The sequence below is a fragment of the Pedobacter aquatilis genome, from assembly GCF_032678425.1.
GTDB classification, from domain to species: Bacteria; Bacteroidota; Bacteroidia; order Sphingobacteriales; family Sphingobacteriaceae; genus Pedobacter; species Pedobacter aquatilis_B.
Genome location: NZ_JAVTSG010000001.1, coordinates 1,101,297 through 1,115,894 on the forward strand (window position 1 = coordinate 1,101,297; position 14,598 = coordinate 1,115,894).

The 14,598-nt window shown below is 41.6% G+C and carries 15 protein-coding genes and 1 tRNA gene; 4 read left to right on the plus strand and 12 right to left on the minus strand.

Translation table 11 applies throughout. The features are described 5' to 3' along the window. Positions 1–44: 44 nt before the first annotated feature. Together R2Q16_RS04645 and R2Q16_RS04650 are read left to right on the plus strand one after the other, a co-directional pair. Positions 45–2,222 carry a TonB-dependent siderophore receptor gene (locus R2Q16_RS04645; RefSeq protein ID WP_316735454.1) on the plus strand — a complete coding sequence of 726 codons (2,178 nt, stop codon included), beginning with the start codon at positions 45–47 and terminating at the stop codon, positions 2,220–2,222. A 9-nt stretch (positions 2,223–2,231) separates the two neighbouring features. Then, positions 2,232–3,329 carry a PepSY-associated TM helix domain-containing protein gene (locus R2Q16_RS04650; protein WP_316735455.1) on the plus strand — a complete coding sequence of 366 codons (1,098 nt, stop codon included), beginning with the start codon at positions 2,232–2,234 and terminating at the stop codon, positions 3,327–3,329. Between the two features lie 333 nt (positions 3,330–3,662). Here R2Q16_RS04650 and R2Q16_RS04655 read toward each other — a convergent pair whose 3' ends face one another. The 7 genes from R2Q16_RS04655 to R2Q16_RS04685 form a co-directional block, all read right to left on the minus strand. Further along, the gene (locus R2Q16_RS04655) at positions 3,663–4,358 is read right to left on the minus strand and encodes a zeta toxin family protein (protein ID WP_316735456.1); all 696 of its coding nucleotides are present in this window, start codon (positions 4,356–4,358) and stop codon (positions 3,663–3,665) included. A gap of 1 nt (position 4,359) precedes the next feature. Next, positions 4,360–4,758, minus strand: coding sequence for a hypothetical protein (locus R2Q16_RS04660; RefSeq protein ID WP_316735457.1), 399 nt, complete (start codon positions 4,756–4,758; stop codon positions 4,360–4,362). 24 nt (positions 4,759–4,782) lie between these two features. Further along, entirely contained in the window at positions 4,783–5,145 is a 363-nt protein-coding gene (locus tag R2Q16_RS04665; RefSeq protein WP_316735458.1) for a hypothetical protein, read from the minus strand. Between the two features lie 7 nt (positions 5,146–5,152). Next, positions 5,153–6,130: a DUF5712 family protein gene (locus R2Q16_RS04670; RefSeq protein WP_316735459.1), complete on the minus strand. Its 978-nt coding sequence runs from the start codon at positions 6,128–6,130 to the stop codon at positions 5,153–5,155. A 2-nt stretch (positions 6,131–6,132) separates the two neighbouring features. Further along, entirely contained in the window at positions 6,133–6,681 is a 549-nt protein-coding gene (locus tag R2Q16_RS04675) for a BfmA/BtgA family mobilization protein (RefSeq protein WP_316735460.1), read from the minus strand. Positions 6,682–6,919: 238 nt separating this feature from the next. After that, the gene (locus R2Q16_RS04680) at positions 6,920–7,174 is read right to left on the minus strand and encodes a hypothetical protein (protein ID WP_316735461.1); all 255 of its coding nucleotides are present in this window, start codon (positions 7,172–7,174) and stop codon (positions 6,920–6,922) included. 50 nt (positions 7,175–7,224) lie between these two features. Continuing rightward, the gene (locus tag R2Q16_RS04685; protein ID WP_316735462.1) at positions 7,225–7,491 is read right to left on the minus strand and encodes a helix-turn-helix domain-containing protein; all 267 of its coding nucleotides are present in this window, start codon (positions 7,489–7,491) and stop codon (positions 7,225–7,227) included. Positions 7,492–7,764: 273 nt separating this feature from the next. Here R2Q16_RS04685 and R2Q16_RS04690 point away from each other — a divergent pair, with 273 nt between their 5' ends. After that, entirely contained in the window at positions 7,765–8,502 is a 738-nt protein-coding gene (locus tag R2Q16_RS04690; protein WP_316735463.1) for a hypothetical protein, read from the plus strand. Positions 8,503–8,591: 89 nt separating this feature from the next. On the opposite strand, the gene R2Q16_RS04695 is transcribed toward R2Q16_RS04690, so the two are convergent. The 5 genes from R2Q16_RS04695 to R2Q16_RS04715 all read right to left on the minus strand — a co-directional run bounded on the left by R2Q16_RS04695 (position 8,592) and on the right by R2Q16_RS04715 (position 13,277). Then, positions 8,592–9,425 carry a hypothetical protein gene (locus R2Q16_RS04695; RefSeq protein ID WP_316735464.1) on the minus strand — a complete coding sequence of 278 codons (834 nt, stop codon included), beginning with the start codon at positions 9,423–9,425 and terminating at the stop codon, positions 8,592–8,594. A gap of 3 nt (positions 9,426–9,428) precedes the next feature. Then, positions 9,429–10,643 (minus strand): site-specific integrase, encoded by a 1,215-nt coding sequence (locus R2Q16_RS04700; protein WP_316735465.1) that lies wholly within the window; start codon positions 10,641–10,643, stop codon positions 9,429–9,431. A 247-nt stretch (positions 10,644–10,890) separates the two neighbouring features. After that, positions 10,891–10,964: transfer RNA gene (locus R2Q16_RS04705), tRNA-Asp, on the minus strand. A gap of 106 nt (positions 10,965–11,070) precedes the next feature. After that, the gene (gene prfA / locus R2Q16_RS04710) at positions 11,071–12,144 is read right to left on the minus strand and encodes a peptide chain release factor 1 (protein WP_316735466.1); all 1,074 of its coding nucleotides are present in this window, start codon (positions 12,142–12,144) and stop codon (positions 11,071–11,073) included. A 386-nt stretch (positions 12,145–12,530) separates the two neighbouring features. After that, positions 12,531–13,277, minus strand: a complete 747-nt coding sequence (locus tag R2Q16_RS04715) for a UDP-2,3-diacylglucosamine diphosphatase (protein ID WP_316735467.1) — start codon at positions 13,275–13,277, stop codon at positions 12,531–12,533. Positions 13,278–13,560: 283 nt separating this feature from the next. Between R2Q16_RS04715 and R2Q16_RS04720 the strand changes: the two genes are divergently transcribed. Further along, positions 13,561–14,571 (plus strand): NAD(P)/FAD-dependent oxidoreductase, encoded by a 1,011-nt coding sequence (locus R2Q16_RS04720; protein WP_316735468.1) that lies wholly within the window; start codon positions 13,561–13,563, stop codon positions 14,569–14,571. Positions 14,572–14,598: the final 27 nt, after the last annotated feature.

Sequence of the window (14,598 nt, forward strand, 5' to 3'; positions counted from 1 at the left end):
AGCATTTTCCCGGAAGGCCGCTGCAGGCCTTCCTCCCTTTGTACATGAAAAAAATACTACTATTTACCTGCGCTGCGACGCTTATACATCTGGCGATCCAGGCGCAGGTCCGTCCCGAAAACAAGAAAGATTCGCTCAAAGCGGTAAAAGATACCACGGTTAAGGTCCTTGAGGAAGTGACGGTAAGTTCCAAATATTATCGCAGGTACAACCTCGGACAGTCTTCAGCGGGACTGAAACTGACCACGCCGCTGCTCCAGTTGCCGCAGAACATACAGGAAATTGATAAAAGTATTTTGCTTGACCAGCAGGCGATCAATATCAATGAAAGCGTAACCCGAAATGTGAGCGGGGCGATTCGCAACAATACTGCAGATTTTTACGGACCTTTTATCTTTATGCGTGGTGCGGGCGTGAATACCCTGCGCAATGGTGTAGATATTTCAATGATCTATTATGGCCCCATGCCAGAGGATGCCGCAATCATGGACAGGGTGGAATTCATCAAGGGGCCTGCCGGGTTTATGAATGCCATCGGTGATCCTGCTGGTTCTTTCAACGTTGTGACCAAGGGTCCGGACGGCACAAAAGCTAACAATGTCAGTTTCACAGCAGGCAGTTTTGACCTTTATCGCCTGAGCGGGGATTTTCAGGGAAGTTTTGACAGAAACAAAAGATGGCAATACCGGTTGAATGCAGTGGGACAAAAAGCAAATTCCTTTCAGAAATTTGCTTTCAATGATAAAGTGGTGATCAATCCTGTGCTCAAATTTGCGATATCAGAAAAATCCTCGATTACCGCAGAATACATCTACCAGAAGCAGCAGTTCCTGCAGTACCTGCTTACCGTGTTTACCCCGGATGGCTTTGGTTCGCTGCCCAGGGATTTCAGTATTGCAGACCCGGGCAAGGATCCGGTCAGTGCATCAGAAAACAATGGCTTTTTGACCTATCAAAATCAACTTGGCAAAAACTGGCACCTGACGGCCAAAGGCGTGTTTGCGAGAAGCCACCTGGACGGGAATTACTTTTTTGTTTCGAGTTATAATAAGTCAGCACCGAACCTATTGCCACGCAGGGTAACCTATGAACGGTTCAATACCGATGTTTATGCCTTTCAGGCATTTTTGAACGGGGAGGTAAAGACCGGAAAGATCAGCCACAAAATATTGGCCGGACTTGATGCCAACCGCAAGAACCTGCTGGCCTATTCGGGCTACAACGATAAAACATCAAACCAGACGCTTTACTATCTGGATACCAATAACCCAGTGTATGGAATCAATTTTGATTCAAATAGGAAAACCGGTGAGCTGAAGGATATAGCAACCAACAAGCAATCTGTGGAATACTACGCCGCTTACCTGCAGGATGAGCTCAATCTCTTGAAAGATAAACTTCGCCTTACGCTAGCCGCCAGAGTGACGGGATCTAAAAGTTCGGTCAAGGTTCCCACAGTAAGCGAAGTGAGGGACTGGGTAGTTACGCCCCGTGCAGGGATAAGCTATTCTATACTGAAGGATTTTGCCGCGTACGCGGTGTTTGATAACACCTATACCCCGCAAAGTGGCCTCAGCGCAACCGGCGGCGTATTCGAGCCCCTCAAAGGTCAGAATTTTGAAGCCGGACTGAAAAAAGACTGGTGGGGTGGCAAATGGAATACCACGCTATCTTTCTACAGGCTTACCAGGGACAATATTATTGTGACCGATCCAGCCACCTTACAGCAATCACAGATCGGACAAACCAGGGCAAAAGGAATAGAGTTTGACCTTAAGGGCGAGGTTATAAAAGGGCTGAATGTCGTAATCAACTATGCCTACACCGATGCTGAGGTTTCAAAAGATGCCAACTCAGCCCTGGTTGGCCTCCCAGTCCCGTACCTGACCAAACACATCCAGAATACCTGGCTAAATTACAGGCTTCCTTTCCAAAGCCTTGGTGGCCTTACCCTCTCTGGTGGTTACCAGTTGCAGACGGGTCGTTCGGGCAGGTATTCACTTGAAAACAACCTGGGGCTTGCGCCGGTTTTCCGTTTGGACGGTGGTTTGGGCTGGTCAAACAGCAGGGTCTCTGTCAATGCGATCGTAAACAATATACTCGACCGGAATAATTATGGCAGTGCCTGGATAACCCCCGTTTCCGCAAATCCCGTTGGCCTTAATGCCTATGTGCCATTTGCGCCTAGGGAATTCAGGTTGACCGTTGGCTATAACTTTTAGGAGAAAGGTATGAAAATAACGAGCAGACTCACCAAACTGGCTTTTTCCCTTCACGGCTGGCTTGGCCTTTTGGCCGGGCTGTTCTTTATCTTCTATGGGCTTACCGGCTCCATGCTCATGTTCCGCGGGGAGCTCGACCGCTATTTCAATCCGGAGCTGCATAACCTCACTCCACAGGGAAAGATGCGTGGTATCGACGGCATATACAGGCAGATCCTCCGCAGTCATTCTAACCTTAAAAAAATCGTGATGCATGATTTTCCGCTTAACGAGCGTGACAGCTATGAGTTTATGATCTACCGGAATGAGCAGTCCATTACTGAAAACTACCTCTACTATATCTGTGTTGACCCATATTCAGGGAAAATACTTAAAGAGGGCAGTTACGGCGACCTGCAGCCCTCGTTTTTCAGGTGGCTTTACTCCCTGCATTACAGCCTGCAACTGGGCATTCCCGGAAAGTTTTTCTCTGGGCTAGTTGGTCTCATCATGCTGTTTTCACTTATTACCGGGATGATCATCTACCGGAAACACTTCTGGGATGCGCTTCGCTTTAGGGCTGGGCTCAATTTCAAAAATACAAGGACTACAATCTCATCCATCCACCGGATCGTAGGTGTTTGGGCCATGCTGTTTACCGCATTGCTGTTCTTTACCGGATTTTGGATGGACAAGGAACATTTCTCTACTTCGAGCTGGAAAACAAACCCACCCATAATCAATATAGCCGTTAAAGTAAACATCGATTCCCTCGTAGACCGTTCCAAAAGACTTGTAAAAGGGTTTGAACCAATTGCGGTGAATATCCCCACAACGCCACACGTTCCTGTTCAAGTCCGAGGGCACATGCCCAGTAGCGGTTATGGGCTATACCGGGGTAAAGCCAGTGGATTTTCATTTGACGCACAAACCGGGGAAGTACTAAAGACCTCTTCGATCGAAAAGCAGCCATTTGCAGCAAGATTCGAGGCCTGGGTTTATCAGCTTCACATTGGGGCATTCGGAGGCATTGTTTTAAAATGGTTCTATGTTTTGCTGGGCTTGCTTCCGGGACTACTTTCGCTAAGCGGGGCACTACTCTGGATGAAAAGAAAGCGTTACGTTTAGCAAAACTTCTTCACAATATGAAATTTTGCGGTCCATGAAAATAATCTCTCGTAATAATCTAGCCACTTTATCAAAGACCTTTTTACTCAGCCCTTTCGGTAACCTTAGCAGAATGATCAAAATCTAGTCAACAAATCTTTAATGACTTTGGGCAGAGACTTGATGATACACTTTCACCAGAATATGCAGGCAAAAGCAACGGCTTGAGTTTATAAGTAATATTGGCAAAATCAATTCGTAGAGGCTAGACACAATAAAAGGGAAAAGGCCTGAGCCGTTCCCTTTTATTGTAGGCCGCAAATGAGCGTTGGGAAAATTATATCATTAAATTAATTACATTCCTAATTCAAATCCTCCATTTCTACCCCTGTCTTTTTTTTGCTTTGGCTGTTCCTGTACCTGCGAACGAATCTCTTGCTCATGTTTTTTATCGATTTCATTACAGAGGCGCATTACCCATTCCGGCAGGTTTTCTGCCTGGGCTGTTACGATTCCGTTTTTGATGGTGAGCAATGCGTTCATTTTAAAAGGAGATGATTGCTCCATTGTACTCTCGAAGACGTCCACCGAACTGAACTTGTCATAATAGTTTACCAGATTCTCCAATCCACCTGAAAAATTCTTACCAACGTTCTCCGCATCCACAAAGTGCCCGCCCGCTTTTACCCGCACGTCAACCCTGAAAAGAGAATCAGTCAAGGATGGAAGACCAATGAAAATCAGTCGGGTCTGGTACCCTGCCTTTTTAAATTGTTTGACACTGTCCATAACATCTGCAGTTCGAAAGTTTGTCTCAAATGCGAAATCGTTTCCCGTAGTGATGGCATGTTCTTTTCTTTTTTGAAAGACAATACCGTTTGCTGCATCATAAAGCGTTCCACTATCGGTCATTGGATATTGATGCCTCAGTGAGGCCATTTCTTTGTCGCCGTCAAAGATGTCTGTACCTGGAGAAACAAATGTCTCGGACAGCGTCGATTTGCCAGCTCCATTGGGGCCGGCCAAAACGTAAAGCTGTAAAGGATTCATGTTAGTGCAGTTTTTTGACTAGAATAATCTTACCTGTTTTTGCATCCATACTCACTAATTCCTTATGGTCTATATATTCGTTTATATAGAGTTCTGGTGAAGTGCAAAGTTCATTTTTGTATACCCGGTAAGAGCCCTTCTTCAGGTTCGCCTGTTCCACCTCCTGTAACTTGTCCTCTAGCAGAACTGATTTCTCTTTAAGGGGAAGTTCATGAAAGGGTACAAAAGTTAACGCGGCCATAAGCTTGTAAAGTGGACTTTCTGGATTTAATGCCGGTTTCAGTTTTAGCCAATCACTCAATGGCACCATGATGCCCTGAGGGATTTTGAAAGCATCTACAAAAATGCTTAATGCCAACGGCTGGAAATCCGGTATGATCAAATTTACATAATTTTTCATGCTTTTTCAAATTTTGGTTTTGCTTTAGTGTTTGTAGAAATAATATGCCAGCCAAATCGTAAAGGCCAGCAATAGACTCAGTACCGTAAAAGCGGTAACAACGCGCCGGGTGGGTTTTGCAAAATGATGGTGGTGCTCCACCTTAACGATATGTGGCATTCTGGAAACAAGTTCCCTTATTTTTTGCATAGATACCTCCATTTGCTTTTGGCATCCGCTGTCAAGGAAAGATTCAATCGCTTTCCTGGTTAATTTCAAATCGTTAGAGTAGTCTGGGATGCTGATTTTTGGGTAATCTGGGACATCTTGTTCCAGTTTTTTGATCCTTAACTCATGTAATCTTTGCGTGTCCAGTATGATATCTAATTTCTTATCCTGTGCATTCATAATCCGTTTATCTAATTAGTTGTTGAGAATGATCCTGATGCTGTCCTTTCTTTTTCTTCTTCTTTTTAAACATATGTCCGGGTTGGGGGTTGCTTGGCGAGGCTACCGGGTCCAGCATGATATCAAGGAACCCTGCTGTTGTGGAACCAACCTGCTTTAACATCATAGTGGTATTGTCAAATGCTGCTTCGGAGATTTGCCTGGCCAATATCGGAGCGACCTTGTTCAGATCATTATGAAACTTGATACCCGTTGAAAGTGCATCGAGTTGTTTGCGTTGTTCAATAGTTCCGTTTTTTAGGATATTTGCATAGTCTAAGGTATCCTTTAGACCCCTTTCAAAATTGAAGGCTTTGTCGAACAGCGCCTCTCCGCAACGCTTGAAAGCCAGCCGGTCAAATTGCCCCATCTTTTTGGAATGTTCTATATTTCTTCCACGTGAGGTATTCATTGGGCTGAGCTTGATTTTATTGGAAATATCCTTGCGGCTAACAATAACCTGGATGTGCCGTTGGTCCCCCGTTTTGAGCTCCCCCCGTTTTTTCTTCCCATCTTTTACCTCTTTGTCGCCGTGCCCATAATAGCGGTTGTGTTCTAATTTTGCAAACCACAATAAATCCTGGTTACTATTGATACCAGGCCTGTTAAAATTCCGGGCATATTCATCCATGACCATTTCTGTATAGGCTTTCAATGCAGCTGAAATGCCGTCCGGACCAAATTTTTCTTCCATGTGCTGCAGTTCTTTTAGGCTTGGACTGATATTGATCAGATAGAATTTGGCATCATTTCGACAAAGCTTTGCAACGTTGGCATCAATTTGTTGACGCACTTCAAAAGGTTCCAATCTTGGACTACTCTGATTGAACCACAGTTCAGGACTGTGGCTTAGGTGAACCCGGTTTTCTTTCTCAAGATAATTCACCAGGCTGGAGCTGCTACCTTTGTTGTCTGCATTTTGCTTGTCTGTAATATTGATATACATTTCTATAGCAATTTTATGTGTGTTATTGTAGAGGCTAGCAGTTGGTCCTTCTCCTTTCGAGAGCCAATAGCAGAAATATTATCCCGGGCAGAAGCATAACGTTCAATTATGCCCATGAAGAGTGTTTTAAGATGCTCTTTATTCTTTAATAACGTCGCCATCGCCCGGTGATGGGTTTCCAACTGGCTGAGGTATCGGTTTTGTCGTTCGATCAATCCCGGAATTTCTTCATTCTGTTTCGCCAGTACGTTAAATTCGTTGATTACTTTCCTTTGGGAATCAATCATGCGGCCCATTTCACGTTTTGTCGGTATCAGCAATTCATTTTCCTGCGTCTTTAGAAATCCGATGTAGTCCTTATGATTACGCATCATTGTGGATTTCAGCAGGTCGTCATTAATGTCTAAAGGGTCTTTTTTTGTCCGATAGAAATAATCTACCATTTGCAGGAACACCTGCCGCTTTGGTCTTCCAAGCTTCAGCGCAAGCTTCTCCAGTTTTGTCGCTTCAGCCGCTGAATATTTGATTGATCTTAATGTTTCAGTACCCATATTTTAATGATGCATTACAAGAATCAGCACCCCATATAAGGTGCGCAAATTGGTTTCATTGGCGCTTTGAATAAGGTAGCGCACCCCTGGAGGGTGCGCTAAACCCCCACGGCGATAGCCTGGGGCGAGAAAGGTAGGGCTCTGCCCAACCTCCGCTCGCTCCATTTTGAAGGAAAATGGACGACCTGCTGGAAGTCAAAAATGCCCCCCAAGAAAAGCCCCCCTTGGATAATCCTGATCATCCCATCCACCAAACTTCACTTCCAAGCTTGGGATGGTAACTTGGATTATAACGGATATAACCCTTCAGGCAAAGCTCTCGCATACACTTATGGTACGTCGCCTTCGAAGCAATTTTTGAATAGCCCATCAATAATTGCCTGCTCACCCGAAACGGACTACTATAATTACTGCGCTGCCAGCAAATAAATAGCGCTGTAAACAAACTTACATGCGTTACCAAAAGTGTTTTATCCTGGCCAATACTCTTCAAAGCATTCCGGAATTTAATTAACGGCGGGTAAGGATACGTCAGCTCATCAGTCACTTCCGTCCTCCTTCCAATAAAGCGTAGATATCTTGTTGTTTGTAAAAGATAATAGAACCGATTCTGGTGAACGGCAACGTTTTGTTAATGCGAAGATTCTGGAGCGTCCCGGGCGAAATATTAAGCAGCTTCCTTACTTCATTACCTTTAAGCCATTTTCTGGAAATCATATCCTCTGGCTTGAGCAGGTCTTTTAGGTCTGCTAATAATTCAGCTTTAAAATTTACAAGATCATCTTTGGTAATTAATTCAACTGCGGTCATAAATAAAAAAGGTTAAATGATTGGAAATATTTTATTTTGGTATGGCTGAAGGGAATTAAAAGAGGCAAAGAAAAGGTATTCACAACCAAACCATAAACAAAAATATATTTTTGTTTTGACAAATTAAAATTTATCAAAACATTTTTATAGCTTTGAAAATTATTATCTTTTTAGCTGGCATCTGAAATGATTCGATTTGTTGCAGATTGTCGTGGATAAAATTAGTTGATAAAAGAAAACCTTATTCAAGTCCCCCAAAGCGCGTCAAAAAAAATGGCAGAAAAAAAAGAAAGAAAAATCAGTCACAAGATATATTTCAACGATCGATTGAAGCAAGTGGATTTCCATGGGGTATCGACGCACCCACTATATATCCAAGTTACCTATGAACGAAAATCGATATTTTTCAAAAGCTATTATTTTACCTTGTTTGGCAAATCTAAATTCAGGCTCAAAATACCAGGCGTAGGTGAGAAAGGTCCGGCAATCAAAAATATCATCGAAAAGGAGACGGAGCTGATTAATCATATTATCGCAGAATCCAAGCAGGTTTTTTCACTGGAAGCGTTCAAAAAAGACTATGATGCTTATAGCACTGATCTTTGTGACATTCTTGAGGAAGGATTTATCGATTACCTGTATACATTTTTTTGGGACGAGGGCTTACCCGCCATCGGAGATTTATGCAAATATGGCCATAGCGAATTACAGGCATACGACTTGGTCAGAGACTTTAAACGAAGCCTAAAACCGGAGCTCTATAAATCCCTGATTGACAATTCGGTCCATTATGCCCCTCCATATTTTCAAATTTATGGTTACATGGAGTCAATACGACGCTGGCCTATGGTGATTTTAACTGCAATGGAAATGCAGGATGCTAAAATCGTGAACGGCTTCCAAACATACCTAGGTAAACATTACCTGCATGAGCAGGCCAAACAAATCACAGAAGAACTGAACCACTGGCTTAAAAGCCGTGGGTTGAAGCCGCTCGATGAAGTCGCTTAAGCTCCAATAACCTTGAGCGTCCAGACATACAAAAGCCAGCTTTTTTATTGGAAAGCTGGCCTTAATTTATTTAAAATTAATTAATGGACTTACTTAAGATTTAGCTTTAGTCTCACACGGGAAACAAAGTCCTCATTAATCTTTAAGATTTCGGCAATTTTTTTATCTGTAAACGAAGTCTGCTGAATGATATTTCCCACCGCGATTTCAATTCCCTCTTTCTTACCCTTCTCGACACCACTTGCCTCTCCTTTTCGATAAAAGATGTCGTCCTTCTCTTTAAAAAATGTACTTACTGATTGCATGGCTTTTTCAAATTGGGGTTCTAAATGTTTTCGCAGTTGCACAAATATACGCAATTGCTTAAAATATTTGTTTTTCAATAATTGTTCATCCACAGATGCATGGATTTCATTTACAATGCGTTGAATTACTTCCCCGCTAGATTGCTGATCGATATCGGCCAATAAGCCAAGCATTTTGATTTGAGGATTATCTGACTTTAGAAAAAGTTGGTAATTTACTTCTGAAATTCTGACAATATTGTATTGGTATCGATGGCACTCATAATCGAAGCTTGTCCGCATTTTGGGCATCACCGAGTTTAAGTAAATGACAAATTGCTTTACCGGCAATTTATATTTCCGCATTAGCATCACATTATATTCAGCCATCCTGTAAACCATATCCGTTTCATTCTTTATCTGAAATTCCAGATGCAGGACATAAACAGTACCTGAACTATCTGTAACCTTTTTCAACGCATCGGGTTTACGTTCCTTTGTATGCTGCAAATCATCCGGCAATTCCTCACTGCTTATAATTTTGAGCTCAAGCACCTCCTCTATAATCATCGGTAAGGTAACTTCCAGATTTTCCTTTATGATCTTATCATATTGGTTAGTTTGCCCTACTCGCTCCATGGATTATGAAAAGACATCCCTCAATGCTGACATATCATTTGCAACCTTAACATCCATCATTTTCGCATAAATCTGGGTTGTCCGGATGTCTGTATGTCCCAGCATTTTACTCACGCTTTCAATAGGAATACCTTTACTTAATGTCACCGTAGTCGCGAAAGTATGCCTGGCAATATGAAAGGTTAGGTGTTTTTTAATGCCGCACAAATCGGCTACTTCCTTTAGATAAGCATTCATTTTCTGATTGCTGGCAATTGGTAATACCCGGTCTCTGTCTTCAACCATTGGATGCTCCTTGTATTTCTCTATGATTTTGAGCGGTATCGGCAAAAGCGGTATGTGGGTTGCAACTTTAGTCTTCTGTCGTTTTTTCATTATCCATACACAGCCATCTACACCTTCACTGATTTCCGATTTCTTCAGCTGCTGAACATCAATAAAGCTTAATCCAGTATAACAGCAAAAAACGAAGGCATCTCTTACGACCTGCAAGCGTTCAATTGAAAATTCCCTAGTAGAAATTAGCAGAAGCTCATCCATATCTAGAGCTGCTCTTTCAACCCTTTTTATTTTATTTTTATGACTTAGGAAAGGGTCATGTCTAATCCAACGGTTAGCAAGGCAGATACGAATTACCTTTGCGAGGTTTTTTAGGTGTTTTACGGCGGTATTGTTAGCGCAGTGACACTCGGTACGCAAAAAGAAATCAAGATCGGTTATAAATGCGTAATCGACCTTAGACGCCAACACATCATTTAGCCTATACTTTCTTTTTATAAAGGCTTTGACATGCTTGAAGGTGGTATTGTACTTAACTAGGGTAGCCCTTGAAAAATCCTTCCCGACCAGCGCTTCAATCCTATCATTGTGGTCTTGGAAAGCGATAAGCAAATTATGCTGGATTTCCTCAACACCGAAAAATTTATTCTTAATCGCTTCCGCACTTACCTCCTTACCTTCTAATACCAGATCGGTTTGAATACGGTCTATCTTCTTCTCGATAGAAAACAGATAATTGTTGAAAGCTTTGATTTCCTCCTTGTAGCCGATCATCCGGTTAGCCTTGGCATCCCACTTAGCGGGTTCACAGGATTTACCCGAAGTAAAGTCTTTCCGGATGCCCTCGACTGTGATTCGCAGATAAACTGGCATCTCGCCACTGCTGTAATTTTTTGGTTTTTTTAAATAGAACAGGGTACTAACGTTGTTTCTCATCATTTTAGAGATTAAAAGTTAAACAAAATTAGCATTGCGAACTAAATCAGGCAAGATGTTCATCCACAGAACCAGTTCATAATCAAATGATTACAAGCGATTCGGTGAGTCAATGTCTTCCAAGAGGGTGACTCACCGAATTTTACACCGATGAATCCAGAAAAGGTGCATATTTTGGCACCCTCGGAAAACAAAAAAGCCTGCAATCATACGATTTGCAGGCTTTTTAAGGCTCTTGTTAAGCTAAGAGCGGAATGGACGGGACTCGAACCCGCGACCTCCTGCGTGACAGGCAGGCATTCTAACCAGCTGAACTACCACTCCTTTTTGTTTACTTTTTAAAAGTTTAAACCTCTTTCCCCTTTCGAGGTTGCAAATATAGGCACAAAATCTATACTTGCAAATTTTTTTTTAAAATAATTATAACGCCTTAATTCACAGCGCCTTCTTGCATCTTCTCTGCATTCTCTGCAAACTGCAATGCATCAATCACCTCTTGAATTGCACCATCCATGATGGTTGGAAGGTTATAAAGCGTCAATCCGATGCGATGTTCGGTAACTCTACCTTGCGGATAATTATAAGTTCTAATCTTCGCAGAACGGTCTCCTGTTGATACCATTGTTTTACGTTTTGCAGCAATATCACCATTTTTCTTCTGCACCTCAATATCGTAAAGTTTGCTACGGAGCATTTCCATCGCAATAATTCTGTTTCCTAACTGCGAACGTTCTTGCTGACAAACAACCACAATGCCTGAAGGTTTATGCGTTAATTGTACTTTAGTTTCAACCTTATTTACGTTTTGTCCACCAGCACCACCCGAACGCGAAGTTTGCAACTCAATATCCGCAGGGTTAATGTATAAATCAATTTCTTCAGCCTCTGGCAAAACCGCAACCGAAGCTGCCGAAGTATGCACCCTACCCTGAGTTTCGGTATCAGGCACACGTTGCACACGATGTACGCCACTTTCATACTTTAGCTGACCATAAACATCATCGCCGCTAACTTTTAAAATAACCTCCTTATAACCGCCGGCAGTTCCTTCAGTCACATCAACTGTTTCAACTTTCCAACCTTTGGTTTCAAAAAAGCGGGTGTACATTCTGTATAAATCGCCTGCAAAAAGCGCAGCCTCATCACCACCAGTACCACCTCTTATCTCAAATACAGCATTTTTAGCATCTTCAGGGTCTTTCGGTATTAACATTAAACGAATGTTGCTCTCCATCGATTCCTGTTGCTCTAACAATAAGTCAAGCTCTTCTTTAGCCATTTCACGCATTTCAGCATCTTTTTCAGTCGCTAAAATTTCCTTATTCGCCTCAATATTGCTCATTACATTCTTGTAGATTTTATACTCATCCACAATCTTGCCTAAATCTTTATATTCTTTATTTAAAGCCGCAAAACGTTTCATATCCTGAATCACATCCGGATTACTCAATTGCTCCTCTACATCTTCCCAACGCAGCTTTATTGCCTCTAATTTATCTAACATATTATTCTTCAATTTATAAAGAAATGCAAAAATAAGTAAAAAAAGCCGAATGGGCTAAGCAGATAAAATAAACGATGTTTTAAAATTATTTGAAAATAATCGGCATATCGTTTTGGCGGCAGGAAGTCCTGCTATTGCCAATAGTCCTCGTTTCGTTCCTCACTCCGGGCTATGCGGCGCTATCAGGTTTATTAACTATGGTTTGTGCTACCAAATAGCAAAACCAATAGCCCCGATTTAGCGGAAATACTTTTGGTTCTTCAAACTTACGAAGTCTCTAATGAAGATGCTTGATAGACTTCGTAAGTTTCACCAAAAGATTGAAGCGAGAGCGGGACTAGCATAAACGAAGCAACACAGGTTTTGCGCTTCAAAAAAATAATTAATTAATCTTCTTTAAAATATTTTAACTCCAAATTAACCCCATCAAAAACGCCATAAGAGTCGTACTTTAGCCACTCGCCTATATTTACATAGCGGCTGCTGTTCCCGAGATTAATATCCATTGGCAAATGCCTGTGGCCGTAAATGAAATAATCGAAATGTTCTTTCTTCAAAATTTCCTTTGAATATACGGCCAGCCATTCATAATTATCGCCGAAGAAGACATCATCCCCACCGGCACGTTTCTTACTGCTTCCGCTCCAGGCGTTAGCAATGCCAATACCTAAATTTGGGTGCAAGCGGGCAAAAAGCCATTGACAAAGCGGGCTTCTAAAAATCTTTCGCAAAAACTTATACTTTTTATCGCCCGGCCCTAATCCATCGCCATGGTGCAGGTAAAACTTTTTATTGTTTCTGGTGATTATCATTTCATCACTGATAATTTCCATGCCGATTTCTTCTGTAAAATAATTCCTTACCCACATATCGTGGTTGCCCTTAAAGAAATAGATTTTAATACCAGCATCGGCCATTGCTGCAAGTTTGCCTTGAAAGCGAATAAATCCCTTCGGAATTACCTTTTCATATTCAAACCAGAAATCGAAGATATCGCCCATTAGAATTAATTCGCTGCAGGTTGGTTCTATAAAGTTTAACCAGGCTACAATGCGGTCTTCGCGTTTACGGCTTTCGGCATAATTGGGTGAGCCTAAATGAAAATCAGATGCGAAATAAATATTCTTTGTCATGAGCATGCCAAAGGTAAGCAAAAAGACTAAAGCAGAAAGGCTAAAGCTTACAGCAGATTTAGCGTTATGATTTAGGATAGACACAAAACCACTTATACTCTACAAATTCCATAGAATAATTATAATTTGTTTTAAATATTAAAATACGATTAAGTTTTGCTTTATATTCGCACAAAACATATAAAATACTGAATACGTTTCGCTTACAGAATTATCTGGAATATTTCTAAATAAGGAGAAAGATTATGGTTTATTTTGTAACTTTGCGTCAAATTTTTTTCGAATGATCTCTACTGATATAGCCGTAATTGGCGCTGGTCCGGTTGGTTTATTTGCCATTTTCGAAGCCGGTTTGTTAAAAATGCGTTGTCATTTAATTGATTACCTTCCACAGGTTGGCGGTCAACTTTCTGAAATTTACCCAAAGAAGCCGATTTACGATATTCCGGGTTACCCGTCGGTATTGGCGCAGGAACTGATAGATAATTTGATGGAGCAGGCAAAACCTTTCCATCCTACTTTTACTTTAGGCGAACGTATTGAAGGTTTAGAAAAACGCGGCGAAGCCGATTTCGTTTTAACCACCAATATGGGAACGGTTATCGAAGCAAAAGTTGTGGTTATTGCTGGTGGTTTAGGCTGTTTTGAGCCTCGTAAACCTGCTGTTGAGAACCTTGAGAACTTTGAAAACGGTAAGGGTGTAAATTACATGATTCTTGATCCGGAGAAATACCGCGACCAGAAAATGGTTATCGCAGGCGGTGGCGATTCGGCTTTAGACTGGACAATTTACTTAGCTGAGGTTTGTTCTGAATTAACTTTGGTACACAGAAGCGAGAGTTTCCGTGGAGCGCCAGATTCGGTTGCAAAAGTAATGGCATTGGCTGAAAGCGGAAAAATCAATTTGATTTTAAATAGCAATCTACAAGCTGTACACGGTACGGATAAACTGGAGCAAGTTGAAATTGTACAAAATCGTACAATGGAAAAAACTGTAGTTGATGCCGATCATTTAATTCCTTTATTTGGTTTAAGCCCGAAATTAGGCCCAATTGAAGAATGGAACTTAAACATTAGCAAAAGTGCTATTGAAGTAAATGTTGATGATTACTCGACCAATATTCCTGGTATTTACGCAATTGGCGACATCAACACTTACACAAATAAACTAAAGTTAATCCTTTGTGGTTTCCATGAGGCAGCTTTGATGAGTCATAGCGCATATTCTTACATGAACCCGGGTGTTAAATACACTATGAAATATACAACTGTAAACGGAGTTTCTGAATTTTAAGCAATTATTTATATTTGCCAATAATAT

What these genes read in the sequence shown, in the direction of transcription:
- R2Q16_RS04650 (WP_316735455.1), top strand. Translation starts at nt 2,232, where the DNA reads ATGAAAATAACGAGCAGACTCACCAAACTGGCTTTTTCCCTTCACGGC.
- R2Q16_RS04665 (WP_316735458.1), bottom strand. Translation starts at nt 5,145, where the DNA reads ATGAATGCACAGGATAAGAAATTAGATATCATACTGGACACGCAAAGA.
- R2Q16_RS04685 (WP_316735462.1), bottom strand. Translation starts at nt 7,491, where the DNA reads ATGACCGCAGTTGAATTAATTACCAAAGATGATCTTGTAAATTTTAAA.
- prfA (WP_316735466.1), bottom strand. Translation starts at nt 12,144, where the DNA reads ATGTTAGATAAATTAGAGGCAATAAAGCTGCGTTGGGAAGATGTAGAG.
- R2Q16_RS04655 (WP_316735456.1), bottom strand. Translation starts at nt 4,358, where the DNA reads ATGAATCCTTTACAGCTTTACGTTTTGGCCGGCCCCAATGGAGCTGGC.
- R2Q16_RS04660 (WP_316735457.1), bottom strand. Translation starts at nt 4,758, where the DNA reads ATGAAAAATTATGTAAATTTGATCATACCGGATTTCCAGCCGTTGGCA.
- R2Q16_RS04645 (WP_316735454.1), top strand. Translation starts at nt 45, where the DNA reads ATGAAAAAAATACTACTATTTACCTGCGCTGCGACGCTTATACATCTG.
- R2Q16_RS04695 (WP_316735464.1), bottom strand. Translation starts at nt 9,425, where the DNA reads ATGGAGCGAGTAGGGCAAACTAACCAATATGATAAGATCATAAAGGAA.
- R2Q16_RS04690 (WP_316735463.1), top strand. Translation starts at nt 7,765, where the DNA reads ATGGCAGAAAAAAAAGAAAGAAAAATCAGTCACAAGATATATTTCAAC.
- R2Q16_RS04675 (WP_316735460.1), bottom strand. Translation starts at nt 6,681, where the DNA reads ATGGGTACTGAAACATTAAGATCAATCAAATATTCAGCGGCTGAAGCG.
- R2Q16_RS04715 (WP_316735467.1), bottom strand. Translation starts at nt 13,277, where the DNA reads ATGACAAAGAATATTTATTTCGCATCTGATTTTCATTTAGGCTCACCC.
- R2Q16_RS04670 (WP_316735459.1), bottom strand. Translation starts at nt 6,130, where the DNA reads ATGTATATCAATATTACAGACAAGCAAAATGCAGACAACAAAGGTAGC.
- R2Q16_RS04700 (WP_316735465.1), bottom strand. Translation starts at nt 10,643, where the DNA reads ATGATGAGAAACAACGTTAGTACCCTGTTCTATTTAAAAAAACCAAAA.
- R2Q16_RS04720 (WP_316735468.1), top strand. Translation starts at nt 13,561, where the DNA reads ATGATCTCTACTGATATAGCCGTAATTGGCGCTGGTCCGGTTGGTTTA.